Annotated in this window: 23 protein-coding genes and 1 tRNA gene; 15 read left to right on the plus strand and 9 right to left on the minus strand. The window is 51.0% G+C overall.

The genetic code is table 11. The annotated features are described in order from the left end of the window. Positions 1 to 20: 20 nt before the first annotated feature. From KHQ23_RS05065 to KHQ23_RS05095, 7 genes are all read left to right on the plus strand, one after another. Positions 21 to 587, plus strand: a complete 567-nt coding sequence (locus tag KHQ23_RS05065; RefSeq protein WP_002916613.1) for a YggT family protein — start codon at positions 21 to 23, stop codon at positions 585 to 587. Beyond that, on the plus strand, positions 584 to 874 hold the full coding sequence (yggU, locus tag KHQ23_RS05070) for a DUF167 family protein YggU (protein ID WP_002916614.1): 291 nt from the start codon (positions 584 to 586) through the stop codon (positions 872 to 874). The genes KHQ23_RS05065 and yggU overlap by 4 nt, the downstream gene beginning before the upstream one ends. A gap of 12 nt (positions 875 to 886) precedes the next feature. Next, positions 887 to 1,480, plus strand: coding sequence for an XTP/dITP diphosphatase (locus KHQ23_RS05075; protein WP_002916615.1), 594 nt, complete (start codon positions 887 to 889; stop codon positions 1,478 to 1,480). Further along, complete coding sequence (gene hemW, locus KHQ23_RS05080; RefSeq protein ID WP_004889776.1) at positions 1,473 to 2,612, plus strand: radical SAM family heme chaperone HemW; 1,140 nt, start codon at positions 1,473 to 1,475, stop codon at positions 2,610 to 2,612. The genes KHQ23_RS05075 and hemW overlap by 8 nt, the downstream gene beginning before the upstream one ends. A 292-nt stretch (positions 2,613 to 2,904) precedes the next feature. After that, the gene (locus KHQ23_RS05085) at positions 2,905 to 3,951 is read left to right on the plus strand and encodes a sugar ABC transporter substrate-binding protein (RefSeq protein WP_021468300.1); all 1,047 of its coding nucleotides are present in this window, start codon (positions 2,905 to 2,907) and stop codon (positions 3,949 to 3,951) included. Between the two features lie 59 nt (positions 3,952 to 4,010). Continuing rightward, a complete protein-coding gene (locus tag KHQ23_RS05090; protein WP_004181271.1) occupies positions 4,011 to 4,820 on the plus strand; it encodes an ATP-binding cassette domain-containing protein in 810 nt (269 codons plus the stop codon). Between the two features lie 4 nt (positions 4,821 to 4,824). Further along, entirely contained in the window at positions 4,825 to 6,072 is a 1,248-nt protein-coding gene (locus tag KHQ23_RS05095; protein ID WP_004181281.1) for a sugar ABC transporter permease, read from the plus strand. 46 nt (positions 6,073 to 6,118) lie between these two features. Here the strand turns inward: KHQ23_RS05095 and KHQ23_RS05100 are convergent, their stop codons facing one another. The 3 genes from KHQ23_RS05100 to trmB are packed head-to-tail and all read right to left on the minus strand — an operon-like array spanning position 6,119 to position 7,934. Then, the gene (locus KHQ23_RS05100) at positions 6,119 to 6,838 is read right to left on the minus strand and encodes a DUF2884 domain-containing protein (protein ID WP_004889772.1); all 720 of its coding nucleotides are present in this window, start codon (positions 6,836 to 6,838) and stop codon (positions 6,119 to 6,121) included. A 50-nt stretch (positions 6,839 to 6,888) separates the two neighbouring features. Next, positions 6,889 to 7,215 carry a YggL family protein gene (locus KHQ23_RS05105; RefSeq protein ID WP_002916620.1) on the minus strand — a complete coding sequence of 109 codons (327 nt, stop codon included), beginning with the start codon at positions 7,213 to 7,215 and terminating at the stop codon, positions 6,889 to 6,891. Next, positions 7,215 to 7,934 (minus strand): tRNA (guanosine(46)-N7)-methyltransferase TrmB, encoded by a 720-nt coding sequence (trmB, locus tag KHQ23_RS05110; protein ID WP_002916627.1) that lies wholly within the window; start codon positions 7,932 to 7,934, stop codon positions 7,215 to 7,217. The genes KHQ23_RS05105 and trmB overlap by 1 nt, the downstream gene beginning before the upstream one ends. 136 nt (positions 7,935 to 8,070) lie before the next feature. On the opposite strand from trmB, the gene mutY reads away from it, so the two are divergent. The 4 genes from mutY (at position 8,071) to KHQ23_RS05130 (ending at position 12,010) form a co-directional block, all read left to right on the plus strand. Then, complete coding sequence (gene mutY, locus KHQ23_RS05115) at positions 8,071 to 9,129, plus strand: A/G-specific adenine glycosylase (RefSeq protein WP_032435066.1); 1,059 nt, start codon at positions 8,071 to 8,073, stop codon at positions 9,127 to 9,129. 28 nt (positions 9,130 to 9,157) lie between these two features. Continuing rightward, entirely contained in the window at positions 9,158 to 9,433 is a 276-nt protein-coding gene (locus KHQ23_RS05120) for an oxidative damage protection protein (protein WP_004105744.1), read from the plus strand. A 49-nt stretch (positions 9,434 to 9,482) separates the two neighbouring features. Next, positions 9,483 to 10,565 (plus strand): membrane-bound lytic murein transglycosylase MltC, encoded by a 1,083-nt coding sequence (gene mltC, locus KHQ23_RS05125; protein WP_085764236.1) that lies wholly within the window; start codon positions 9,483 to 9,485, stop codon positions 10,563 to 10,565. 191 nt (positions 10,566 to 10,756) lie between these two features. After that, the gene (locus KHQ23_RS05130) at positions 10,757 to 12,010 is read left to right on the plus strand and encodes a nucleoside permease (RefSeq protein WP_004144787.1); all 1,254 of its coding nucleotides are present in this window, start codon (positions 10,757 to 10,759) and stop codon (positions 12,008 to 12,010) included. A 43-nt stretch (positions 12,011 to 12,053) separates the two neighbouring features. Here the strand turns inward: KHQ23_RS05130 and KHQ23_RS05135 are convergent, their stop codons facing one another. Continuing rightward, positions 12,054 to 14,192 carry an ornithine decarboxylase gene (locus tag KHQ23_RS05135; RefSeq protein ID WP_032435071.1) on the minus strand — a complete coding sequence of 713 codons (2,139 nt, stop codon included), beginning with the start codon at positions 14,190 to 14,192 and terminating at the stop codon, positions 12,054 to 12,056. A gap of 419 nt (positions 14,193 to 14,611) precedes the next feature. Here KHQ23_RS05135 and KHQ23_RS05140 point away from each other — a divergent pair, with 419 nt between their 5' ends. From KHQ23_RS05140 to KHQ23_RS05150, 3 genes are all read left to right on the plus strand, one after another. Beyond that, positions 14,612 to 15,325, plus strand: a complete 714-nt coding sequence (locus tag KHQ23_RS05140) for a DUF554 domain-containing protein (RefSeq protein WP_002916694.1) — start codon at positions 14,612 to 14,614, stop codon at positions 15,323 to 15,325. Between the two features lie 105 nt (positions 15,326 to 15,430). Next, positions 15,431 to 15,506: transfer RNA gene (locus KHQ23_RS05145), tRNA-Phe, on the plus strand. Positions 15,507 to 15,685: 179 nt separating this feature from the next. Further along, on the plus strand, positions 15,686 to 16,930 hold the full coding sequence (locus tag KHQ23_RS05150) for an integrase arm-type DNA-binding domain-containing protein (protein ID WP_061351347.1): 1,245 nt from the start codon (positions 15,686 to 15,688) through the stop codon (positions 16,928 to 16,930). A 52-nt stretch (positions 16,931 to 16,982) separates the two neighbouring features. Here KHQ23_RS05150 and KHQ23_RS05155 read toward each other — a convergent pair whose 3' ends face one another. Both KHQ23_RS05155 and kwaA read right to left on the minus strand, forming a co-directional pair. Next, the gene (locus KHQ23_RS05155; protein WP_061351348.1) at positions 16,983 to 17,990 is read right to left on the minus strand and encodes a Kiwa anti-phage protein KwaB-like domain-containing protein; all 1,008 of its coding nucleotides are present in this window, start codon (positions 17,988 to 17,990) and stop codon (positions 16,983 to 16,985) included. Between the two features lie 21 nt (positions 17,991 to 18,011). Beyond that, entirely contained in the window at positions 18,012 to 18,647 is a 636-nt protein-coding gene (gene kwaA / locus KHQ23_RS26530; RefSeq protein ID WP_000204790.1) for an anti-phage protein KwaA, read from the minus strand. Positions 18,648 to 18,943: 296 nt separating this feature from the next. Between kwaA and KHQ23_RS05165 the strand changes: the two genes are divergently transcribed. After that, positions 18,944 to 19,951 carry a hypothetical protein gene (locus tag KHQ23_RS05165; RefSeq protein WP_000572863.1) on the plus strand — a complete coding sequence of 336 codons (1,008 nt, stop codon included), beginning with the start codon at positions 18,944 to 18,946 and terminating at the stop codon, positions 19,949 to 19,951. Positions 19,952 to 20,016: 65 nt separating this feature from the next. On the opposite strand, the gene KHQ23_RS05170 is transcribed toward KHQ23_RS05165, so the two are convergent. From KHQ23_RS05170 to KHQ23_RS05180, 3 genes are all read right to left on the minus strand, one after another. After that, positions 20,017 to 21,117 carry a DNA cytosine methyltransferase gene (locus KHQ23_RS05170; protein WP_061351349.1) on the minus strand — a complete coding sequence of 367 codons (1,101 nt, stop codon included), beginning with the start codon at positions 21,115 to 21,117 and terminating at the stop codon, positions 20,017 to 20,019. A 233-nt stretch (positions 21,118 to 21,350) separates the two neighbouring features. After that, positions 21,351 to 21,848: a very short patch repair endonuclease gene (locus KHQ23_RS05175; RefSeq protein WP_228297561.1), complete on the minus strand. Its 498-nt coding sequence runs from the start codon at positions 21,846 to 21,848 to the stop codon at positions 21,351 to 21,353. A gap of 120 nt (positions 21,849 to 21,968) precedes the next feature. Further along, positions 21,969 to 22,280, minus strand: a complete 312-nt coding sequence (locus tag KHQ23_RS05180) for a conjugal transfer protein TraD (protein WP_061351351.1) — start codon at positions 22,278 to 22,280, stop codon at positions 21,969 to 21,971. Between the last annotated feature and the right edge of the window lie 391 nt (positions 22,281 to 22,671).

Here is a 22,671-nt window from a genome sequence, read left to right on the forward strand (position 1 = left end):
TAAGGAATCTGAGGAACGCCATGAAGACGTTGACTTTCCTGCTTTCAACGGTCATTGAGCTTTACACGATGGTCGTGTTGTTACGCGTCTGGATGCAGTGGGCGCGCTGCGACTTTTACAATCCGTTTTCGCAGTTTGTGGTGAAAGCCACGCAGCCGATTGTCGGACCGCTGCGCCGGATTATCCCGGCAATGGGGCCGATTGACAGCGCCTCGCTGCTGGTGGCATTTATTCTCTGCGTCATCAAAGCGATCGTGCTGTTTATGGTGATCACCTTCCAGCCGATCATCTGGATCTCCGCTCTGCTTATTCTGCTGAAAACCATCGGCTCGTTGATCTTCTGGGTACTGCTATTGATGGCGATCATGAGCTGGGTCAGCCAGGGCCGTAGCCCGGTGGAGTATGTGCTGATGCAGCTGGCGGACCCGCTGCTGCGCCCTATCCGCAACCTGCTGCCGTCGATGGGCGGTATCGATTTCTCGCCGATGGTGCTGGTACTGCTGTTGTACGTAATCAATATGGGCATCGCCGAAGTGCTGCAGGCCACCGGTAATGTACTGCTGCCGGGGCTGTGGATGGCGCTATGAGTGCCGTTGAAACCTGCGCTGACGGGCTGGTGTTGAGGCTGTACATTCAGCCTAAGGCCAGCCGCGATAGCATCGTGGGCGTACATGGCGACGAGCTTAAAGTCGCCATTACCGCCCCGCCCGTTGATGGCCAGGCCAATGCCCACCTGGTGAAATTTCTCGCCAAACAGTTCCGCGTCGCCAAAAGCCAGGTACTGATTGAAAAAGGCGAGCTGGGCCGCCATAAGCAAGTTAAAATCATCGCCCCACAACAGATCCCGACTGCGGTCGCGGCGCTAACTGAATAAACAGGATTCATCATGCAAAAAGTCGTCCTCGCTACCGGCAACGCCGGCAAAGTGCGCGAACTGGCCTCGCTGCTGGAAGATTTTGGTCTCGATATCGTCGCTCAGACCGAGCTTGGCGTGGACTCTGCGGAAGAGACCGGCCTGACCTTCATTGAAAACGCGATTCTGAAAGCGCGCCACGCGGCGCAGATCACCGGCCTGCCGGCCATCGCCGACGATTCCGGTCTGGCCGTCGATGCTCTTGGCGGCGCGCCGGGTATTTACTCCGCACGCTATTCCGGCGTCGATGCCAGCGACCAGCAGAATCTTGAGAAGCTGCTCGACGCGTTAAAAGACGTGCCGGACGACCAGCGTCAGGCCCAGTTCCACTGCGTGCTGGTCTATCTGCGCCATGCCGAGGATCCCACGCCGCTGGTGTGCCACGGCAGCTGGCCTGGGGTAATCACCCGACAAGCCGCCGGTCATGGCGGCTTCGGTTACGACCCGATCTTCTTCGTCCCGTCAGAAGGTAAAACCGCGGCCGAACTGAGCCGTGAAGAAAAGAGCGCCATTTCCCATCGCGGGCAGGCGCTGAAACTGTTACTGGAAGCATTACGTAATGGCTAATTTGCCGCCGCTGAGTCTCTATATCCATATTCCCTGGTGCGTGCAGAAATGCCCGTACTGCGATTTTAATTCGCATGCGCTGAAAGGCGAGGTGCCGCATGATGACTACGTCCAGCATCTGCTGAACGATCTGCAGGCTGATGCGCAATATGCCCAGGGACGGGAAATAGGCACTATTTTTATCGGCGGCGGTACGCCGAGCCTGCTGTCCGGCCCGGCCATGCAAACCCTGCTCGATGGCGTCCGCGCCTGCCTGCCGCTGGCCGCCGGGGCGGAAATCACCATGGAAGCCAACCCGGGTACCGTGGAGGCCGATCGCTTCGTTGATTATCAGCGCGCCGGGGTAAACCGCATCTCCATCGGCGTACAAAGCTTTAGCGAACCGAAGCTGCAGCGCCTGGGGCGGATCCACGGCCCGGAGGAAGCCAAGCGCGCAGCACGTCTCGCCAGCGGCCTCGGCTTGCGCAGCTTCAACCTCGACCTGATGCACGGTCTGCCGGACCAGTCGCTGGAGGAGGCACTGGACGATCTGCGTCAGGCGATTGCCCTCAACCCGCCGCACCTGTCGTGGTACCAGCTGACCATTGAGCCGAACACCTTGTTCGGCTCCCGGCCGCCGGTGCTGCCGGATGACGACGCGCTATGGGATATTTTCGAGCAGGGGCATCAGCTGCTGAGCGCCGCCGGCTATCAGCAGTACGAGACGTCCGCCTATGCTAAGCCAGGCTTCCAGTGTCAGCATAATCTCAACTACTGGCGCTTTGGCGACTACCTCGGCATCGGCTGCGGCGCGCACGGCAAGATCACCTTCCCTGACGGACGCATTCTGCGAACCGCCAAAACCCGCCACCCGCGCGGGTATATGGAAGGCCGTTACCTTGAGCGTCAGCATGATGTGGAAGAAGCGGATAAACCGTTTGAGTTCTTTATGAACCGTTTTCGCCTGCTGGAGGCCGCGCCGCGCGCGGAGTTCAGCTTGTATACCGGCCTTGATGAGCAGGTTATCCGTCAGCAAATCGATGCCGCTATCGCCGAAGGCTATCTGCTGGAAGATGCGCAAAACTGGCAAATTACCGAGCACGGTAAACTGTTTTTAAATTCGCTGCTGGAGCTGTTCCTCAGCGAAGAGTAATCCCTGCGGGCGGCACGTCGTCGCCCGTATCTTTCCCCTTACATCCTCTCCCGCTACGGTCAAATCGACTGGCGTTTTTTTGTTCACTTATTTGCAGCGAATCACAAAATCCGATCGACTTTTTTCCTTTTCTTGACTCATTTTTTGCGCAGTGGTAATCCTGCTTCATCGGTTGAGCAAATGTAAAACCGACGTATCCTACATGTAAATTATTGGTAACTCTGATTAAAAAAGTCTCTGTAACGTCGGCGCAACCCGGCGGGCTTAAGCCTATAAAAAAGAGGGTAACACAATGAATTACCGTAATATTTTTATCACACTCGCCGCACTATCCGGCGCCGTCACGGCTTCAGCCTGGTCTGCAGAGTCCGCCACCGTGGCCTTTTTAATGCCCGATCAGGCCTCTACCCGCTATGAACAGCACGACTTCCCCGGTTTTAAGGCGGAAATGAGCAAGCTTTGCGCGGATTGTAAGGTCATCTATCAGAATGCCAACGCCAACGCGTCGCTCCAGCAGCAGCAGTTCAACTCGGTTATCGCCCAGGGGGCGAAAGTGATCGTCCTGGATCCGGTTGACTCTTCCGCCGCCGCCGCGCTGGTCGAAAACGCCCAAGCGCAGGGGGTCAAGGTCATTGCCTATGATCGCCCGGTACCAGACAAACCGGCTGATTTCTACGTCTCATTTGATAACGAGGGCATTGGCTACGCCATCGCAAAATCTCTTACCGACCATCTGAAAGCGAGCGGCGTGCCGCAGGATGCCGGCGTGCTGCAAATTAACGGTTCGCCAACCGATGCCGCCGCAGGGCTGATCCGCGACGGTATCCATCGCGGATTGAAAGAGTCCGGTTACAAAACGTTGGCCGAATTCGACACCCCGGAGTGGGCGCCGCCGAAAGCCCAGGAGTGGACCGCCGGGCAGGTTACCCGCTTTGGCGACAAAATTAAGGGCGTGGTCGCGGCAAACGACGGTACCGGCGGCGGCGCAATTGCCGCCTTTAAGGCTGCCGGCGTCCAGCCGCTGCCGCCGGTCACCGGCAATGACGCCACTATCGCCGCGCTGCAGCTGATCATCGCTGGCGATCAGTACAACACCATCTCCAAGCCATCGGAGATCGTCGCCGCGGCGGCGGCCAAAGTGGCGGTTGATTTTATCCAGGGCAAAAAACCGCAGGCCAGCACCACCCTGTACAACACCCCTTCCCAGCTATTTACCCCGGAAGTGGTGACGGCCAAAAACATCAAAGCGGAAATCTTCGATAAAAAAATCCAGACCTGGGATCAGGTGTGTAGCGGCGAGTACGCCGCCGCCTGCCAGAAGTTAGGCATCAGCAAGTAACTTTTGCCCCTGCGCCCGCCGCGGCGGGCGCGATTTCGCCATTATTGAGGTCGTTTTGTATGCCGCAACAACAACACAACTCCGCCGCCGGGCGGCCAATACTGCAACTGCGCAACGTCTCTAAACATTTTGGCGCGGTGTCCGCGCTGACGGATATCGAATTAGAAGTCCACGCCGGCGAGGTGGTCGCGCTGGTCGGCGACAACGGCGCGGGCAAATCCACGCTGGTGAAGATCCTCGCCGGCGTCCACCAGCCGACCTCCGGCACCATTGAGTTTGACGGCAACCCCGTCACCCTCGATAGCCCCGGCAAGGCGCTGGAATACGGTATTGCCACGGTGTTTCAGGATCTGGCGCTGTGTGAAAACCTTGATGTGGTGGCAAACCTGTTTCTGGGTCATGAAATTTCGCCGTTCCAGCTCGATGAAGTGGCGATGGAAGTGAAAGCCTGGACGCTGCTGCAGGAGCTGGCGGCACGTATTCCGTCGGTACGCGAACCGGTGGCATCGCTTTCCGGCGGCCAGCGGCAGACCGTCGCCATCGCCCGTTCGCTGCTGCTGAACCCTAAAATCATTATGCTCGATGAACCCACCGCGGCGCTGGGCGTCGCGCAGACCGCGGAAGTGCTCAACCTGATTGAGCGCGTTCGCGAGCGCGGGCTTGGCGTCATCATCATCAGTCACAACATGGAAGACGTTCGCGCCGTCGCCGACCGTATCGTGGTGCTGCGTCTCGGGCGCAACAAAGGGATCTTCACGCCCGATGCTTCTAATCAGGATCTGGTCGCCGCGATCACCGGCGCGACGGAAAACGCCGTCTCACGCCGGGTTGAACGTAAATCACAGCCAACGACTTCCGGAGCGATGTAATTTTATGAACAGTAAGACCGCATCCCACACCGCGCTGGATCGCAGCGATGAGCGCGTTCGTCACGACGAGGGGCTGTTCGGCGCCCTACGCGCGCAGATAACCCGCATCAAAACCGGCGATCTCGGCACCGCGCCGGTGATAGCCGGGCTGATTGTGATTTCCCTGGTTTTCACCTTCCTCAACCCGGTCTATATCGCGCCGAATAACCTGGTGAACCTGCTGTTTGACTGCGCGACGGTCGGGTTTATCTCGCTCGGCATCGTCTGCGTGCTAATGCTTGGTGAGATAGACCTGTCGGTCGGCTCCATGAGCGGCCTGGCATCGGCTATCGTCGGCGTGCTGTGGGTGAACGCAGGATGGCCGCTGGCGGGAGCCATCGCCGTGGCGCTGGCCTGCGGCGTGGCCGTCGGGCTGGTCTACGCGCTGCTGTATACCCGCGTCGGAATGCCGAGTTTCGTCGCCACTCTCGCCGGCCTGCTGGCGCTGCTGGGTATGCAGCTGTATATCCTCGGGCCGAGCGGCAGCATCAACCTGCCCTATACTTCGCCGCTGGTGCGCTTTGGCCAACTGCTGGTGATGCCCGGCTGGTTCTCACACCTGATGGCATTGCTGCCAGGGCTGGCGATCCTTATTTTTGGCCTGAAAAAACGCTCGCGGCGCCTGGCGGCCAATCTTTCCGCCGAGGGAGTCAGCTCGCTAGTGGCGCGCGCGATCGCGCTGACGATTATCTTCGAGGCCGCGGTGCTTTACCTCAATCAGGGGCGCGGTATTCCATGGATTTTCGGTCTCTTTGTCGCCTGCGTGATGATCCTCAACTACGCGCTGAAACGGACAAAATGGGGTCGCTCGATGTTCGCGGTTGGCGGCAACCGTGAAGCGGCGCGCCGTTCGGGCATTAACGTGCGGGCGATTTATGTGAGCGCTTTCGTCCTGTGTACCACGCTTGCGACCTTCGGCGGCATTCTCGCGGCGTCGCGACTGGCTTCCGCCAGCCAGCAGGCCGGCACCGGCGACGTCAACCTCAACGCCATCGCCGCGGCGGTGATCGGCGGCACCAGCCTGTTTGGCGGACGCGGCAGCGCCTGGTCCGCGCTATTGGGGATCATCGTGATTCAGTCGATTTCAAATGGGCTGACGCTGTTGAACCTGCCGTCTTCGCTGCGCTATATCATTACCGGCGCGGTACTGGCGATTGCGGTAATCATTGATTCTCTGGCTCGCCGTTCACGCGTGTCGCACGGCCGCGCCTGAGTGGCGAAGTGCGCGGCCCAAAGGTATGCGGGCCGCGAAATTTTGATTATTTTAACGAGCCAACCAGCGCTTTGCGGCTGTCCTCCAGCGATACCACCCGGCTGCAGACGTCCTTACCAAACTGCTGGAAATCGGCCTCCTGGTTTTTCCATTCCTCCTGAATCGCCGTTTGCAGGCCGCCGAGGCTGCCGAGAATGCCCTGTAGCGGATTACCGCCGCCTTTGAGCACCGCTTTCGCCCCCATCTCGTTAATGCTGTCCTGCAGAATGCCGCCCATCGCCTGATTCACCAGCTGCTGGCCATCGGCGCGTACCTGGTCGATAGCTTTATAGTGGAAGGTCAGGCCATCGCTGCGACGTTCGATAATGCGGTTCATCTGTTCTTTCAGCTGCGCGTCCAGTTTGGTCAGGCGACCGTGCATGCTGCTGTTGGCGCCAACCTGTTCGGTAATGATTTTATCCAGCGCCTTGCGGCTTTTTTCGACTCGCGAACGCGCGCCTTGGTCAATCCACGGCAGGCTGCTGCGCAGGCTGGCCTGATAATCCTGCGCCTGTTCGCGCTGGGCGGCGCTGAGCGCATAGGCCTTGCCGTTAAAGGTCAGATTGCCGTCCGGCTTTATCACCAGATCGCCGTTTTCCCCTTTCACCTGCACCTGCTGCGGGCTGAGGATCACATCGTCACGCGGCGTGACGCTACACTGGTAGTCCGCATGGGCAGACAAAGCGGTGATGGAGAGCGCCACCGCCAGCAGCGTTTTACGCATCATAAAACTCCCTTAAGACAAAACGGGCCGGCAATTGCCGACCCTTGTCAAACTTAGTCCCACCAGACGTCAAAAAGTTCGCTGGTGCGCACATCCTCTAACTTACGCGCTTCCAGCCATTTGCGTACGATAGCCTGATGCTCTTCAGTGCACTTACCAATCTCCTGCATGCAGATGAGCCCTTCCCAGGAGAGATAACCGCTGCCGTCGAAGGCCAGCTTGTTCGGCTCTATCACCTCTTCGATCAGATCGTTGACCGTCTGGTCGATCTGCTCTTCGCTGGTCCCTTCCGGGAAACGCCAGGCGACGGAGAAGCCTAACTCCTGAAACTCATCGATATGCATTTTTTTACGCAGACGACGGCTACGATTCTTGGCCATTATTTCACCCTCTCGAACATTAAGTCCCATACGCCGTGGCCGAGACGATGGCCACGCTGTTCAAATTTGGTTACCGGGCGCGATTCCGGGCGCGGTACGTAATCGTTGCTTGCCGACTGGTTACGATAGCCTTCCAGCGAGGACATGACTTCCAGCATATGCACGGCATAAGCTTCCCAGTCGGTCGCCATATGGAAGACGCCGCCGAGCTTCAGCTTGCTTTTCACCAGCTCAGCGAAAGGCGGCTGCACGATACGACGTTTATTATGACGCGCTTTATGCCACGGATCAGGGAAAAACAGTTGCACCATATTCAGCGAGTTATCCGGGATCATGGTATGTAGCACTTCCACTGCATCGTGACACATTACGCGCAGGTTTTGTACGCCTTCTTCTTCCGCAGAAGCCAGACAAGCGCCAACGCCCGGGGAGTGTACTTCAATGCCGAGGAAATTCTGTTCCGGTTTGGCTTTCGCCATCGCCACCAGCGAGGCGCCCATCCCGAAGCCAATTTCTAAGGTGACCGGCGCGTCACGGCCAAACAGGGCGGCGAAATCGAGCGGCGCATCGTTGAATTCAACGCCCATCACCGGCCAAATGTTATCCAGCGCATGCTGCTGCCCTTTCGTCAGGCGGCCCTGGCGACGGACGAAGCTACGAATACGGCGCAGCGGGCGACCGTTTTCATCGAATTCCGGAGAGATGACGTCGTTTTTCATAAAAGTTTGGTCTGCTTGTGAATGTGTTCGGAAAACGGGCATTATCCAAAGTTACCCGGCGGATGCAAGGGTTTACAGCCACTCGCCCTTATGCTGCAATCTGCCCCCCTGTAATCGCGATCCCGGAGCCGTAGCTTTGACTTTTCTCGCCACGCAATTTTCAGCCCAGGTTCTGGACTGGTACGACAAATACGGGCGTAAAACCCTGCCCTGGCAAATCGCCAAGACGCCCTACAAAGTATGGCTCTCCGAAGTGATGTTGCAACAAACCCAGGTGACCACGGTAATCCCCTATTTTGAACGCTTTATGGCGCGTTTCCCCACGGTGGTGGATCTCGCCAACGCGCCGCTGGATGAAGTGCTGCATCTGTGGACCGGTCTGGGCTACTACGCGCGGGCGCGCAACTTACATAAAGCCGCACAGCAAGTCGCCACACTGCACGGCGGGGAATTCCCCCGGACCTTTGACGAAGTGGCGGCGCTGCCCGGCGTCGGGCGCTCAACGGCGGGGGCGATTTTATCCCTTTCGCTCGGTCAGCATTATCCGATTCTCGACGGCAACGTGAAGCGCGTGCTCGCCCGCTGCTATGCTGTCAGCGGCTGGCCGGGGAAAAAAGAGGTGGAAAAACGGCTGTGGGACATCAGCGAAGAGGTCACCCCGGCAGAGGGCGTCGAGCGCTTCAACCAGGCGATGATGGATCTCGGGGCAATGGTTTGTACCCGCTCGAAGCCGAAGTGCGAGCTGTGTCCGCTGAGCAACGGCTGCGTGGCCTACGCGAACCATTCATGGGCGGAATATCCGGGCAAAAAACCGAAGCAGACCCTCCCGGAACGCACCGGCTACTTCCTGTTGATGCAGCACGGCGACGAGGTGTTTCTTTCCCAGCGTCCGCCGGTGGGTCTGTGGGGCGGGTTGTTCTGTTTTCCGCAGTTTGCAGACGAAGCGGAGCTACGCGAGTGGCTGGCGCAGCGCCAGATAAAGGCCGATAATCTGACGCAATTAACCGCTTTTCGCCACACTTTCAGCCATTTCCACCTGGATATTGTGCCGATGTGGCTTACAGTGCACTCATCTGGCGCATACATGGATGAAGGCAACGCACTCTGGTATAACTTAGCGCAGCCGCCGTCGGTCGGTCTGGCGGCCCCCGTGGAGCGCTTGTTGCAACAGCTAAAAGCCGGAGCGCCGGTATAAATTTTTCGGCTATCAAAGAGGATTAATTATGAGCAGAACCATTTTTTGTACCTTCCTGCAGCGTGAAGCGGACGGCCAGGATTTCCAGCTGTATCCGGGCGAGCTCGGAAAGCGTATTTACAACGAAATCTCCAAAGAAGCCTGGGCGCAGTGGCAGCACAAGCAGACCATGCTGATCAACGAGAAAAAGCTCAGCATGATGAACCCGGAGCACCGCAAACTGCTTGAGCAGGAGATGGTGCAGTTCCTGTTTGAAGGGAAAGACGTGCACATCGAAGGCTACACGCCGCCGGAAAAACAGTAAGGGCCCTGCGGCCTTTAAAAAAACAAACACAACACGCACGCCCGGAATGATGAAAAAATACTTAGCGCTCGCGCTGATTGCGCCGTTGCTCGTTTCGTGTTCCAGCTCCAATAAAAAAGGCGCCGAATACAACGAGGCCTGGGTCAAGGACACGAACGGATTCGATATTTTGATGGGCCAGTTCGCCCACAACATCGAGAACATTTGGGGGTACAACGAAGTCCTGCTCGCCGGGCCAAAGGACTACGTCAAGTACACCGACCAGTATCAAACCCGCAGCCACATCAACTTCGATGAAGGGACGATCACCGTCGAGACCATTGCCGGCACCGACCCTCGCGGACGTCTGCGCCAGGCGATCGTCAAAACTCTGTTGATGGGCGATGACCCCAACTCCATTGACCTCTATTCCGATGTCGATGACATCCAGATCTCCAAAGAGCCGTTCCTCTATGGCCAGGTGGTGGATAACACCGGGGCGTCGGTTCGCTGGGAGTGGCGCGCCGCGCGCTTTGCCGACTATCTGCTGCAAACCCGTCTGAAGAGCCGCAACAACGGCCTGCGTGTGGTCTACAGCATCACCATTAACCTGGTGCCGAACCACCTCGACAAACGTGCGCATAAATACCTCGGCATGGTGCGTCAGGCCTCGCGTAAGTATGGGGTTGATGAGTCGCTGATCCTCGCGATTATGCAGACCGAATCCTCCTTTAACCCCTATGCGGTCAGCCATGCCGACGCCATGGGGCTGATGCAGGTGGTACAGCACAGCGCCGGCAGAGACGTCTTCCGCTCCCAGGGTAAATCCGGCCTGCCAAGCCGCAGCTATCTGTTTGACCCGGCGAATAACATCGACACCGGTACCGCCTACCTGGCGATGCTGAACAATGTTTACCTCGCCGGCATCGATAACCCCACCTCGCGTCGCTACGCGGTGATCACTGCCTATAACGGCGGCGCCGGCAGCGTACTGCGGGTCTTCTCCAGCGATAAAGTGCAGGCGGCCAATATTATCAACAGCATGGCGCCAGGGGACGTCTACCAGACGCTGACCACCCGCCATCCGTCGGCGGAATCGCGCCGCTATCTGTACAAAGTTAATACGGCGCAGAAAAGCTACCGCCGTAAATAGCCCTCCTCCCGACTCCGGCCTCAGCCCCGCGCTGAGGCCGCGCTTATTCTCCGCCATACTCTGTAATATCTTTCGGTTTTCTGCGGCAGTTAACAGAAGCATTAAGCTGGTGAATGATAGAATCGCATCAAAATAACGGGATTAATGTTATTTTAAAAACATAACAAGCCCACATTCGTGAGGATAACTACATGAATCTTAAGCTGCAGCTCAAAATACTGTCGTTCCTGCAGTTCTGCCTTTGGGGGAGCTGGCTCACCACGCTTGGCTCGTACATGTTTGTCACGCTGAAGTTTGACGGCGCGGCAATCGGCGCAGTGTATAGCTCGCTCGGTATCGCCGCGGTGTTGATGCCGACGCTGCTCGGCATCGTCGCCGATAAGTGGATCAGCGCCAAATGGGTATACGCCATCTGCCACCTGGTCGGCGCGTTAACGCTGTACCTCGCGGCGCAGGTCACCACGCCGGGCGAGATGTTCCTCGTGATCCTGCTTAACTCGCTGGCCTATATGCCGACGCTTGGCTTGATCAATACCATCTCCTACTACCGCCTGCAGTCGGCGGGGCTGGATATTGTCACCGATTTCCCGCCAATTCGTATCTGGGGCACCATCGGCTTTATCCTCGCCATGTGGGGCGTGAGCTTCTCCGGCTTTGAACTGAGCCATATGCAGCTGTACATTGGCGCGACGCTGTCGGTCCTGCTGACTCTGTTCACCCTGACGCTGCCGCATATTCCGGTCGCCAACGCCCAGCGCAATCAAAGCTGGACGGAGATGCTCGGCCTGAACGCTTTTGCGCTGTTTAAAAACAAGCGTATGGCTATCTTCTTTATCTTCTCGATGATGCTCGGCGCCGAGCTGCAAATCACTAACATGTTCGGTAACACCTTCCTGCACAGCTTCGATAAAGATCCGCTGTTTGCCGGCAGCTTTATCGTCGAGCACGCGTCAGTGCTGATGTCGATTTCGCAGATTTCCGAAACGCTGTTTATCCTGACCATCCCATTCTTCCTTAGCCGCTACGGCATTAAGAACGTGATGCTTATCAGTATTGTGGCGTGGATGCTGCGCTTTGGCCTGTTCGCCTTTGGCGACCCGACGCCGTTCGGCACTGTACTGCTGGTGCTGTCGATGATCGTCTACGGCTGCGCCTTCGACTTCTTTAACATCTCCGGTTCGGTGTTCGTTGAGAAAGAGGTGCGCCCGGAAATCCGCGCCAGCGCTCAGGGGATGTTCCTGATGATGACCAACGGCTTCGGCTGTATTCTCGGCGGGATGGTGAGCGGCAAAGTCGTCGAACACTTTACCGTCGAGGGGATCACTGACTGGCAGAGCGTGTGGCTGATTTTCGCCGGCTATTCGCTGGTGCTGGCCTTTGCCTTCGTGGCGCTGTTCAAATACAAACACGTCAGACAACCGACCGCCGCCCAGCAGAGCGTGTGATCGGCAAAAGTAAAACGCCCCGCCTGTTCGGCGGGGCGTTTTTTTATCCCTTCAGCACGTAGCCATACAGCCGCTTAATGCCGTCCGGATCCGTCTCGCTGTAAACCCCCTGCAGCTCCGGCGAGAAGCCAGGCAGCATATTGACCCCCTCCTCCAGCGCGAGGAAATAGCGCAGCACGGCGCCGCCCCAGACCTCGCCGGGCACCACGCACAGCACGCCCGGCGGATACGGCAGCGCCCCCTCCGCCGCGACGCGGCCTTCCGCCTCGCTCAGACGCACCAGCTCAACGTTGCCGCGAATAAACTCGTGGTTGGCATCCTGGGGATTCATCACCACCCTTGGGAAGCTCCGTTTACGGAACATCTCTTTTTGCAGGCTCTTCACGTCAAAGCTAACGTACAGATCGTGCATCTCCTGGCACAGCTCGCGCAGGGTATAGCCGCGATAACGCACCGGATATTTGTTATAGATGGTCGGCAACACATCGGCCAGCGGCGTATCCGCTTCAATATGCTGTTCAAACTGCCCGAGCATCGCCACCAGCTGCGCCATTTTTTCGGCGCTCTCCGCCGGCGTCAGCAGGAACAGAATCGAGTTGAGATCGCACTTCTCCGGCACGATGCCGTTTTCACGCAGATAATGCGCCAGAATGGTTGCCGGGATGCCAAACTCACTGTACTCCCCGCTCTCCGCGTCGATGCCCGGGGTGGTCAGCAACAGTTTGCACGGGTCGACAAAATACTGGTCGTCCGCGTAGCCTTCAAAACCATGCCAGCGCGCGTCGGGTTCGAAGCTGAAGAAGCGGCGCTCCCGGGCGATCGCCTCGGTCGGGTGATCCTGCCACGGGCGCCCCGCCACCATCGGCGGAATAAAGGGCTGGATCATCTTGCAGTTGGCGATGATCGCTTTGCGCGCCTCAATGCCCAGCGCCACGCACTCGGCCCACAGGCGGCGGCCGCTCTCGCCTTCGTGGATTTTAGCGTTGACGTCCAGCGCGGCGAACAGCGGATAGAACGGGCTGGTGGAAGCATGCAGCATAAAGGCGTTATTCAGCCGCTTGTGCGGACAGAAGCGCGCCTGGCCGCGCAGATGGTTATCCTTTTTATGGATCTGCGACGTCTGTGAGAAGCCGGCCTGCTGCTTGTGCACGGACTGGGTGACAAAAATACCCGGATCGTCCGGGGTCAGCTCCAGCAGCAGCGGCGAGCAGTCGGCCATCATCGGGATAAACTGCTCATAGCCCACCCACGCCGAGTCGAACAGGATGTAATCGCAGAGGTGGCCTATTTTATCCACCACCTGGCGGGCGTTATAGACCGTGCCGTCGTAGGTTCCGAGTTGGATCACCGCCAGACGAAACGGGCGGGAGGCATTGGCTTTCTCAGGCGCCGCTTCGCGGATGAGATCCCGCAGGTAATGCTCATCAAAGCAGCGCTCGTCAATGCCGCCGATAAAGCCGAACGGATTGCGCGCGGCTTCCAGGTAAACAGGCGTCGCCCCCGCCTGGATCAGCGCCCCGTGATGGTTTGACTTGTGGTTGTTGCGATCGAACAGCACCAGATCGCCGCGGGTCAACAGCGCGTTGGTCACGACTTTGTTGGCCGCCGAGGTGCCGTTGAGGACGAAGTAGGTTTTATCCGCGTTGAACACCTTCGCAGCGAACTTCTGCGCGTGCTTGGCCGATCCTTCGTGGATCAGCAGATCGCCTAATTTCACATCGGCGTTGCACATGTCGGCGCGAAAGACATTTTCGCCAAAAAAGTCATAGAACTGACGGCCTGCAGGGTGCTTTTTGAAAAACGCCCCGTGCTGATGCCCCGGACAGGCAAAGGTGCTGTTATCCATCTCGACGTACTGGGTCAGGGTATTGAAAAACGGCGGCAGCAGACGCGCTTCATAATCACAGGCCGCCGCCTCCAGCTCCAGCCACTCCTGATCTTTACCGGCGATCACCGCCTGCACCCCCTCCGGCTTGTCGACCGCCGTCTCACTCAGCAGGTAGACCGGCAGGTTAAATCCGCTACGCCTGAGGAGAGTAAGGATGCCGCTGCGACTGTCGGCCACGGAGATGACGACTGCCGCCACATCGGTAAAATCGGTACTGTCCAGCGCCACAACGCGACGGTGGGTGGACAAGCGGGTGACCAGCTCGCAGCTGGCGGCAATGTGCATGGATTTCATAAGCGCAAATGCCCGTATCGGGAGTGTAAAAATCTCAGACAAGGGAGACCTTGCCCAACGATGTGTCCGGGTCTGACGGATTCAGCTCCGACCGCCGGACATCAGTAAAAGCAGACGCGTCCGATCTTACTGTTGCCCTACAGTGAGCATACGTGTCCTTCACCGCATGGTGAACAGAGGGGTAAGCGTAGCAAGATGAGGCAGCCCGCGCATCTGGGCGCGGCGTCGCTGGCGAGATAATGGCTGTGTCGTCATCGGCGGCCTCATATCAGGGAGGAGAAAATTCGCGCAATCATGGCACCTTTCCCGAACAGGCGCAAGATGAAAACCGTATGCACTTATATCACGGATACACAAGCTTTCCCGGTAAGTTAACGCCATAATAATGCGGTTATCAGGGATTTTTAACAGGAGTCAGCGTGGTTACAGGACCTTTTATTAACGCCAGCGCGGTGCTGGTCGGCGGTGTGCTGGGCGCCTTACTCAGCCAACGGTTGCCGGAACGGATCCGCACCGCAATGACCTCTATTTTTGGCCTGGCGTCATTGGGCATCGGCATTTTACTGGTCATTAAGTGCGCCAATCTGCCGGTGATGGTGCTGTCGACCCTGGTGGGGACGCTGCTCGGCGAAATATGCAATATGGAAAAAGGCATCAATACGCTGGTCAGTAAACTCCAGCAGTTGATGTCAGCGAAAGGCAAGAAAAAGGCTTCGGCTCATGAGTCTTATATTCAGAGCTATGTGGCGATTATCGTCCTGTTCTGCGCCAGCGGCACCGGCGTCTTCGGCGCCATGCGCGAAGGGATGACCGGCGACGCCAGCATTCTGATTGCCAAAGCGTTTCTCGACTTTTTCACCGCCACCATCTTCGCCTGCACCCTGGGCATTGCCGTCGCCGCCATCAGCGTACCGATGCTGCTTATCCAGCTGACTCTTGCAGCCTGCGCGGCGATCATTATGCCGCTTACCACGCCGATGATGCTGGCGGATTTCAGCGCCGTCGGCGGCATGCTGCTGGTGGCCACCGGGCTGCGCATCTGCGGGATAAAAATGTTTGCCGTAGTGAATATGCTGCCTGCGCTGGTGCTGGCGATGCCGATTTCCGCGGCCTGGACGCTGTTTTTTGCCTGAAAACGCGTGCTTTTAGCGCAATGTGGTGATAGATTGTTCAGTCTGCTGCAAAACAGATAAATTTCGTTGACGAGGCGCGGCGATTACGGTTTAATGCGCCCCGTTGCCCGGATAGCTCAGTCGGTAGAGCAGGGGATTGAAAATCCCCGTGTCCTTGGTTCGATTCCGAGTCCGGGCACCACTTATTCATACACGGACGTCCACTGACGTCCGTTTTTCTTTTTAAAGTCAACAAAATATCTACTTTATCCCCCTTACTGACGTTCACTAACATTCATCAACATCCACATTGCCTTGATGGTATATCTGTTGGTATTGTTAGTTCGATACGTTTTGTACCATCACAGGGAGGGGTAAACGATGGCTCTCACTGATGTCAAGGTAAGAAATGCCAAGCCCGCCGACAAGCCTGTAAAGCTCACTGACGGCAACGGCATGCATCTTCTTATTCATCCCAATGGCTCCAAATACTGGCGTCTACAATACCGCTTTGCAGGAAAACAAAAGCTACTGGCTCTTGGGGTCTACCCTGCTGTCTCTCTTGCTGATGCCCGTAACCGTAGAGATGATGCCAGAAGATTAATTGCTGCTGGTATCGACCCCTCCGAAAAGAAAAAAACAGAAAAGGTAGAGCAAAGCGGCGCTCTTGCTTTTGAGTCCGTTGCCAGAGACTGGCATGCAAGCAACATCAAATGGTCAGAAACACATGCTGAAAGGGTAATGAACAGCCTTATCAATCATGTGTTCCCTGTTATTGGTAAACGAAACATTACCGACCTCAAAACCCGTGACCTACTCCAACCAATTAAGGCGGCTGAAAAGTCCGGGCATCTTGAGATTGCTGCTCGTCTCCAGCAACGTATCACCGCTATCATGCGATATGCTGTCCATAACAGTATTATCGATAGTAATCCTGCACAGGACTTAGCAGGTGCCATTGCAACAGCAAAACGAGTCCATCGCCCGGCTCTTCCGTTTGAACGCATTACAGAGCTTCTCAGCCGTATTGAGAGCTATAGAGGAAGACAGCTAACCCGCCTTGCTGTGCGACTCACTTTACTGACTTTTGTTCGTTCAAGTGAGATGCGTTTTGCCCGTTGGTCAGAAATTGATTTCAGGAATGCGCTTTGGACGATACCTGCGGAACGTGAGGAACTTCAAGGGGTGAAACACTCCAGCCGTGGCTCTAAGATGAAAACCCCTCACCTTGTTCCATTAAGCAAGCAGGCTTTAGCCACCTTGAGAGAAATTCAGAAGCTCAGTGGAGATCAGGAAATCATCTTCATTGGTGATCATTATGCCTATAAGCCCATGAGTGAAAACACTATCAACAACGCGCTTCGTAAAATGGGCTACGACACTAAAACGGAAGTTTGTGGACATGGTTTCCGCTCTATGGCCTGCAGTGCCTTGATCGAGTCCGGTTTATGGTCAAAAGATGCTGTTGAACGTCAGATGAGCCATCAGGAGCGTAATAACGTTCGCGCTGCTTACATCCATCTTGCTGAACATCTCGATGAGCGGAGGCTAATGCTTCAGTGGTGGGCTGACTATCTTGATGCCAACCGTAAAGGGATATTACGACCTTACGATTTTAAAGACTGACAGTTCGTTGTAAAAAGAGGGCTGAGAAGCCCTTTTTTACGAATTTATTACATCATGTGGGAGTGTTATTTTTTTCAGGTTTGTGATTTTGTGCAATCGATGGCTTTTGTGTTAAGACTGAACGTACGGCTTCATCATTCAACAATCTGATAAAAGCTTTTTTGCGTGCTTTACTTGTCAGCTTTATATATTGTATACCATTATCATCATTAATTATATCAATATTCCTTCCTATTGTGGGGAAACTAGTCTTTATCTCATTAACAATGTTAACATCGATATTTAGTTCCAATATTCCGTTTTTAAGAACTCTGGCTAATTTTCTCATGAAACCGCGATCATCTTTCATATCGTCGAAGATTTTCTCTGGCTCGGCTAAGACAGATTTATTGACAATCTCCATTTCAATGATTTTTGGAGTTACTTCAGAAACCATATTGTCAATTACTTGAGTAAGTCCATATCTTTCTTCTAATAATTTAATGTTAATAGCATAACTAATTCCATCAAAAACAAAAAAATCAATTACTTTGGATATGTTTATCATATCGTAAGGTATAGGAACTAATACATCCCCCTCACCTAAAAATGAGAGCCTTGATTTTTTGTGTAAAAAGTTGGGGTATCTATGTTGATACAAAAAAATATTTTTATCACCATCACTCATGTGATAAACAAGACCAATAATGTTATCGAGATTTACGTCATTGAATTTAAAGTCAATAGGGTTGTCAGCAACTGTCAACGACGATATTTCTTCAATTATTTTAATGATAGTGCTTTTATCTTCGCTGGCGATATCAAAATAGTAAACACCTTTATGTTCATAATTCATATCCGTGATATTATCTATTATTGCATCACCATTATCGTTAATAGATATTCTCTTTATAATTTCATCAGTGATAGATTTTTTGAAATTTTCAGTGATGAGAGGTTCAGTATTTTCATCATGTAAAATAACACGTCGATAAATATAGTTGTCATTATCGTTTATAATGAAAAACATCTCACCTGTAAGACCATTATTTTGAACGAAGGCCTCTAATTCATTTTTCATTCAACATGACTCCTGATAAGATCAAATAAGTTTTGCGATCAGAGTATCATCATCAATTTTCTTTATTTTAACTTGACAATCATTAGACATTTTCCCCCTACATATTACTGTGTACTCCTTACCAGAAGGATCATTTTTAATAACACATTTATATAACCTGAAGCCAAGTATTGCCAACGATGGGTTGGCATAAAATCTGTTTGTCCTGACATAAATAACACCGATAAAACAAATCATCAGCAGCAGGTTGATTACTGTTCTTTTGCTATTAACGTCAGTGAATACAAGAGGCATAACATAAGTAGTTAAAAATTCAAGATGTTCATGCGTTTGATTTTTAACGTTACTCACTTTATGAGTGCTTCCCCAACCTCTTGATAACGATGAAAATAAATATACTACAGATGAAATACCCGAAAAAACCATCGAAATACAGAAAATGAAAACAAAGTTCCTGACTTTTAACTTGTTAAAGTTGTTAAATACATCCTCAAATGTATACTTCAATAAAATAAATCTAACCAATCTTTCAATAAAAACCCAATCAAAGGACATTATTGAAACAGATAGAAATAAAATCCACAAAGATAAAAAATAAAGATAATATTTGAACTTTATATTGTCGCATGATGCACTGTTAGAATTAGTAGATGTCATAGTATACCTTACAAAAATACAGTGCTGTTAATATTATAAAAGTAATTTTAACAGAAGAGATGAGTGAAAAACAACACTAACAACAGGCATTATATCTTTCGTAAAAGAATTTTGTATATACATCACACATTGAGGTGCGAGTTGAGGCTTCAGATACATCATCTTGTAATTCAGTGGCTCCCCGTGCAAGCATAGCCTTTATCATTATGATTTTTATGAATTCTTTCTAACTTGTGACGGAGGCGTATATCGTTGTAATCTAGTGATACATACGGATAAGGAAGAAGTAGAAGAAAATGATCGAACGCATGCTTTTTGAAAAGTTACTCACGAAGGCGACTGAAAGACTCTCTCAGGATCTGAATACATCAAGTAAATATCACAACTCGAGAGGATTTGAGCAAAGGGTTAGGGAAGTTTTAGGTGATTTATTAACTGAAATGGGGTTGTCTGTAGACATGAGTCCCCCAGCGCAAGAATTTCCGGATATAATTATTGGAAATTTTGGTGTAGAGGTAAAATACTCAGATAACAATACATGGAGATCAATAGCAAACAGTATCTTTGAGGGAAGTCGAAAGCAAGGAGTAGATTATGTATATCTCTTATTTGGAAAAACTGGCGGTGTACCCGATGCTAAATGGGGTCGCTATGAAGAATGCATAATGCATGTAAGAACATCACATGTTCCAAGGTTTGAGGTGGAAATAAATGCTAAAGAGCCGTTATTTGATAAATTGAATATAGCCTATAATGATTTTAGAGTGTTAAGCCCGGAAGAAAAAATGCCTTTCATTAGAAAATATGCAAAGAATAGATTGAAACCCGGTGAAAGGCTTTGGTGGATTGATGATCAACCAGATGAAAGGACTCTACCATTAGAGGTCAGATTATATACTAAACTGTCCCAGCCAGAAAAGAGGAAATACAGAGCAGAATCAGCAGTGCTCTGCCCGCAGATAGTTAAATCAAGCCGCGCATCAGGAAAATATGATGATGTGACTATGTTTCTCCTCACATACTATGGAATATTGTGCAATCAGGCTAGGGATTTATTTTCCGCAGGAAGTGTCGCTATGCGAGCATCCCCAGTAAGAGGTGGAAATTATCTTGAAAGAGCATTGAAAGATATAGAAAAAGAGATGATTAAAGCTTTTGATGAATTAGAAGATGCATTATTTGAAGAGTATTGGGGAGTAATTATACACAGAAATGAAAGAATCAAATACTGGTTAAATTTGGCTGATTCTTATGCGGTGGGATGGATACCATCTGAGACTTTATTTACCGAGATTGAGTATTGAGAGGATAAAGGGTACCATGATTAGTATATTTTACTAATCATGGTATCAATAAGTTTAATGGATTATTATAATTTGTCTAAATATTCCTCAACGGCTTGCGCTAAATGCCAAGCTAAAACAGGAGGAACTGCATTTCCAACTTGTCTTTCAGTTTCTCTCAAATTTGACTCAAAAACAAAGTTATCAGGAAATGATTGAAGACGAGCGGCTTCTCTCATTGAGATACGTCTGTCCAGTTTATAATGAAATTGTATATTACCATGGCATTCGGCTCTTATGGTCTGAGATGGTTTATCTTCTTTCAAACGCCTACTTCCTTGGTCTGGGCTTTTTTTTGCTTTACTCCAGATATGGTTAAAGATACGATCTTCATCGATATTTTCTAAATCATGAATTGCATCATAACAAGTCAACCATTCGTTTTTATGCAGTATATCAACGGGTTCTTTAAAGAGTGGATTTCCGTGTAGAGTCCCGACTATAAAAACGCGCTCTCTCGTTTGAGGAACTCCAAAATTAGCTGAATTATAAAGTTTATAGCTAACATTGTAACCGAGTTCGCTAAAATCTTTAATAACACGAGCTAACGACTCCTCGTTGTATTTCATAAGAAGCCCTTTAACATTTTCGGCGACAAAAATTTTTGGGCGAGAGCGTTTGACTGCTTCCACCATCGCAAGATATAAACCACTACGTTTACCATCGACGCCCGCTCTTTTGCCATTGATAGATATATCTTGACAAGGGAACCCACCAATTAAAACATCACATTCGTTAGGCACTAAATCTATAAGTTCCCAAATATCACCCTCAGCTATATTATGGCTGAAATTTTTTTTATATGTTTTAACTGCATTAGGATTAAATTCATTTGCCCAAGTTATTTCAAATTTTGTTTTTTTATATTGTTTATTTAGTACAGAAAACCCACCACAAAAACCTAAGTCCATCCCGCCACAACCAGAAAAAAGAGAAATAAGTTTATATTTTTCTTTTTGGAAAGTGTCATTGTTTGATGCTAAAGCTATCGATATTTTATTTTCAATCCAAGCAGCCAAACTAAGACCTTGAGCTTCAGCTAAGGCTCTCCAAGTTTCTTTCTGAGAGGGAGTTATACGCAAATGTATTTTTTCGCTTTTAATTTCTGTTGCAATAACTGTTGTCATTTCGTTACTCTCGTTACCTTGGGTTTAACCTGATCTTATATACATAATAAACAAAATTTCATGTGTGTACAGCAAAAGTTACAAAAAAATCACAATAAACCACAAAGTATTGATTTGTATAAATTTTCTCGAGAATGACTCTTGCGCAAATCATATAAAAAAACGCCAAAACTGAAAGAGGAAGTACATACATTTGGAAAGGGTGAGAGAAAATATTTCATTCAAATTTAATGTTAAATACTCGAAACCATAGCTTTTAAACCTTTAGAATCTATTTCACAATTTCCATTCCCAGCTAAAAGCCACTCTTCAAGACAATCCTGTAGAACAAGGGTGTCTAATTTCCTTTTCCCGATTAAAGCGCATTCCCAAACAACAATGAACTTATAACCTAGGTTATTTAAAATAGAGACTACGCGAATATCTCTTTCAGAATTTTTCTGCAATTTACTTACCCAATATTTGTTCGTAGAGTCTGGTGATCTGAACATATGACATTGATGACCGTGCCAGAAACAACCATTTACAAATATTGCGGCTTTATATACTTCGCACAAAAAATCAGGTTTACCATATAGGCTATGACAATGAGCCATATAATTAATATCAAGATTACTCAGAATTCCCTCTACAATTATTTCAGGTTTTGTATTCTTTGAGTGTATTGACTCATAATATGTGATCTTTTTTCTTGAGATATTCTCATAATAAGCTCCTTTATATGAAATCATAATGATATTATAGCATAAGGCGTAAAATTCAATATGTTAATTCATATAATGAATTTGATATCATACATGAAATGTGATTTGAATTTGTTAACCTGTTTACGTGCTATAAATACCATAAAGTTATTTCTTCCTTCCCACTATAGACTCAAGAAATATTCTCCCTTTTAATTTAAGTCTTGCCTTATCCTCAGCACCAACATTTTGAAAATGTATTAATATACCTAACACAAACTCCTTATCGACGTCTTCTACTTTACAGCCCACAGCTTTAGCAACTTCAGCACCAAGGATGATCTTCAGGCGTGTCTCAGCGCTCTTGGATAAAGATTTCTCTTTGGTCTTGAGACGATTCAGACGCATCTGCGCTGAGGCTATTTTTTGCTTTATTGTTTTTTCTATTCTTGACTTTCTGTTTTTATCATTATCACTCATAATTGCTTCTCCTTTTAGTTTTTGAAAATATGAAATACAATTAAAAAAGGAAAAGGTCAAACCATAGACAGAAGGTTGAATACTTTTTATTCCAGATTAAATTACGCAGCGCGAGATGATTGTTCAAAACAATCACATTGCTGGAACAGGGTTCATCCCTGTTAATGATTGGATTCATCCCGAAAAAATGGTGTTTTGTTTTTAAAAATATGATATCAGTAAGCTCAAAATAAAAACATGCAACACATACGAATGTAGTCACTAACATTAATTACCTGATACTCTCCGCGTTACTTATTTTATTGTATCAATGAAAACAATTTTACCTCTTGCTTTTTGACTCTGATTTCTGGTCTTAACCTGTGAATTGTGCAACACATAAAAGTATTTT

Origin of the sequence: Klebsiella sp. 64, from assembly GCF_018223915.1 — a bacterium.
Classification (GTDB): Bacteria; Pseudomonadota; Gammaproteobacteria; order Enterobacterales; family Enterobacteriaceae; genus Klebsiella; species Klebsiella pneumoniae.

What these genes read in the sequence shown, in the direction of transcription:
- yggU (WP_002916614.1), top strand. Translation starts at nt 584, where the DNA reads ATGAGTGCCGTTGAAACCTGCGCTGACGGGCTGGTGTTGAGGCTGTAC.
- trmB (WP_002916627.1), bottom strand. Translation starts at nt 7,934, where the DNA reads ATGAAAAACGACGTCATCTCTCCGGAATTCGATGAAAACGGTCGCCCG.
- KHQ23_RS05100 (WP_004889772.1), bottom strand. Translation starts at nt 6,838, where the DNA reads ATGATGCGTAAAACGCTGCTGGCGGTGGCGCTCTCCATCACCGCTTTG.
- kwaA (WP_000204790.1), bottom strand. Translation starts at nt 18,647, where the DNA reads ATGACATCTACTAATTCTAACAGTGCATCATGCGACAATATAAAGTTC.
- KHQ23_RS05090 (WP_004181271.1), top strand. Translation starts at nt 4,011, where the DNA reads ATGCCGCAACAACAACACAACTCCGCCGCCGGGCGGCCAATACTGCAA.
- KHQ23_RS05095 (WP_004181281.1), top strand. Translation starts at nt 4,825, where the DNA reads ATGAACAGTAAGACCGCATCCCACACCGCGCTGGATCGCAGCGATGAG.
- KHQ23_RS05065 (WP_002916613.1), top strand. Translation starts at nt 21, where the DNA reads ATGAAGACGTTGACTTTCCTGCTTTCAACGGTCATTGAGCTTTACACG.
- KHQ23_RS05135 (WP_032435071.1), bottom strand. Translation starts at nt 14,192, where the DNA reads ATGAAATCCATGCACATTGCCGCCAGCTGCGAGCTGGTCACCCGCTTG.
- KHQ23_RS05130 (WP_004144787.1), top strand. Translation starts at nt 10,757, where the DNA reads ATGAATCTTAAGCTGCAGCTCAAAATACTGTCGTTCCTGCAGTTCTGC.
- KHQ23_RS05175 (WP_228297561.1), bottom strand. Translation starts at nt 21,848, where the DNA reads ATGATTTCATATAAAGGAGCTTATTATGAGAATATCTCAAGAAAAAAG.
- KHQ23_RS05170 (WP_061351349.1), bottom strand. Translation starts at nt 21,117, where the DNA reads ATGACAACAGTTATTGCAACAGAAATTAAAAGCGAAAAAATACATTTG.
- KHQ23_RS05085 (WP_021468300.1), top strand. Translation starts at nt 2,905, where the DNA reads ATGAATTACCGTAATATTTTTATCACACTCGCCGCACTATCCGGCGCC.
- KHQ23_RS05105 (WP_002916620.1), bottom strand. Translation starts at nt 7,215, where the DNA reads ATGGCCAAGAATCGTAGCCGTCGTCTGCGTAAAAAAATGCATATCGAT.
- KHQ23_RS05180 (WP_061351351.1), bottom strand. Translation starts at nt 22,280, where the DNA reads ATGAGTGATAATGATAAAAACAGAAAGTCAAGAATAGAAAAAACAATA.
- KHQ23_RS05155 (WP_061351348.1), bottom strand. Translation starts at nt 17,990, where the DNA reads ATGAAAAATGAATTAGAGGCCTTCGTTCAAAATAATGGTCTTACAGGT.
- KHQ23_RS05165 (WP_000572863.1), top strand. Translation starts at nt 18,944, where the DNA reads ATGATCGAACGCATGCTTTTTGAAAAGTTACTCACGAAGGCGACTGAA.
- KHQ23_RS05075 (WP_002916615.1), top strand. Translation starts at nt 887, where the DNA reads ATGCAAAAAGTCGTCCTCGCTACCGGCAACGCCGGCAAAGTGCGCGAA.
- KHQ23_RS05120 (WP_004105744.1), top strand. Translation starts at nt 9,158, where the DNA reads ATGAGCAGAACCATTTTTTGTACCTTCCTGCAGCGTGAAGCGGACGGC.
- hemW (WP_004889776.1), top strand. Translation starts at nt 1,473, where the DNA reads ATGGCTAATTTGCCGCCGCTGAGTCTCTATATCCATATTCCCTGGTGC.
- mltC (WP_085764236.1), top strand. Translation starts at nt 9,483, where the DNA reads ATGAAAAAATACTTAGCGCTCGCGCTGATTGCGCCGTTGCTCGTTTCG.
- KHQ23_RS05150 (WP_061351347.1), top strand. Translation starts at nt 15,686, where the DNA reads ATGGCTCTCACTGATGTCAAGGTAAGAAATGCCAAGCCCGCCGACAAG.